Consider the following 1,888-nt stretch of genomic DNA (forward strand, 5'->3'; position numbering starts at 1 on the left):
TGTTAATTTCACTAATTGCTTTGTCTAATACATTAGACTTGAAATTAGACATAGTCGAATACTCTTCAACACTCAGCCCAAGCTTTGATCTCAAGTCATTGATGCTGTATTTTTCTGTCTTAGTAACGCTTAACCACTTAATAATAAGTTCATATAAGCGAATACTATATTTACTTTTAAAGTCTGAAACTTGTTCGATATAGTATTTTGTAAATTGCTCACTCAATTTGCTTATTAAGCTAATTACTTCATGACTTAGATATAAAACAATCAAACCGTTATTATCAACATACGTTACTTTATTAACCCAATTGGCAGTCGAAAGAGCCTCTATCCCCTTATACCTATCTAGATAACTAAATTCTCTTCGTTTTAATGTCCTAGCAGCATCTTTAAGCAAGGCATAAGCATTATTACTATCGACTTTAAACTGATGAATATAGTCACTCACTGATACTTCTATCGGGGTATCAGGGGAAAGCTTTTGTGATTCTCTAGCTTCGACTATAGCTAGAAGCATTATTCTTTGTTCTATCAATGATAAATTGAATGAAGCATCAATCAGAGCATTATCTTTTACAACTAACTTATTAGTATTTGTCACAATTCTAAGCTTATTTATTAATCTACATAGGTTATATACCGGCTATTTTAAATAGTCAATAATTTAACTATTCAAATACCCCTTAAACCTATCTTTATAACCCCTTAAACCTATCTTTATAACCCCTTAAACCTATCTTTATAACCCCTTAAACCTATCTTTATAAGCTATTAAATTATTTATTTACAGTCACTTAATGAACTATAAAAGCATTTAAAAACATTAAAAATAATTAAAAGCTTAGGGAATGAAAAATTGCCCTATGTTTTCGCTACGCTCAAACTCTATTGAATCTCGCTTTCGCTCGATTCGAGGGGCAATTTTTTGCCTAATCTCGTTGTGACTTTAATAAAAAACAAAAGCAACAATGAATTCGCTTCGCTCATAAGTTTTTTTACTCGCTTCGCTCGGTCTAGAAATCACTTTTCTATAAGTGATTTCCTGTTTTTGAGATTTTGATACTAAAAAATTGTTTTTCAGAGAGTCTAGGCGCGATTTTTCGATGTTCGCTCGTAGACACTCGCTCTGATATAGCGATTTAACGCAAAAATATAGGGGGTATGCGCGATTTTTTCACTGATTACTATGAATCCTATGTCGATGAGGAAAACGTGCTTAAAACGCAAATGATGAGCTTTCAGGAAAAGGTAAGGCGGCCTCCTAAGGAGACCGCCTTGTGTTTTGATTTGCCGTGTTCAAATTCACGAAACTAACGCGCTTAACGCTAATCATTTATTGAGTTCGCGACTAGAACGAACTCGCAGTTATCAACTTACGACATCTTCACTGTTTCCAGTGGAAGCGACTCTCATGGATCCTCCATCAAGACTAAGCTGGTCCTGACTTCTACACATCACAAAGTACACACTTCAAATTGTGTTTTAGTTCCACAATCACGATTTTATATAACATCATCCCACTAGAGCCTTGCGGCCCATCATCGCAAAAATCAGTCAGCAGCAGATCCGTCTCCGGAACAACTGGGTTATTTCAAAGCGCAAACTTCAACGTAACCAGCGCTTTTCTTAATGATTACTCATGAAATATTATTCATCCGAGCGCTACATCAGGATGTTTAACGTTTATTCACTTTCTTCCGTGCCAAACAGGCTTGCCGCATTTCATAGCTGCCGAGGTTGCCACACCTCTCCCCTGACAAACTTTGTTTTCTCAGTCCGGTTATGCACCGTATTGCCTTTCGTTCACCCACCCCTTACGTTTTTATTCGCTCGAAGTGACCTAATTAATCTGTAAATAAAACCAAATTAAATCTATTCAGCAACT

1 protein-coding gene is annotated in these 1,888 nt (G+C 35.9%); it reads right to left on the minus strand.

What is annotated here, in order from left to right:
- Positions 1 to 604 (minus strand): replication initiation protein RepM (repM, locus tag FTV32_RS16785; protein WP_180029139.1); only part of this gene is annotated, 604 nt, incomplete at its 3' end.
- Positions 605 to 1,888: the final 1,284 nt, after the last annotated feature.

Origin of the sequence: Acinetobacter sp. YH16032 (assembly GCF_013417345.1) — a bacterium.
Lineage (GTDB): Bacteria > Pseudomonadota > Gammaproteobacteria > Pseudomonadales > Moraxellaceae > Acinetobacter.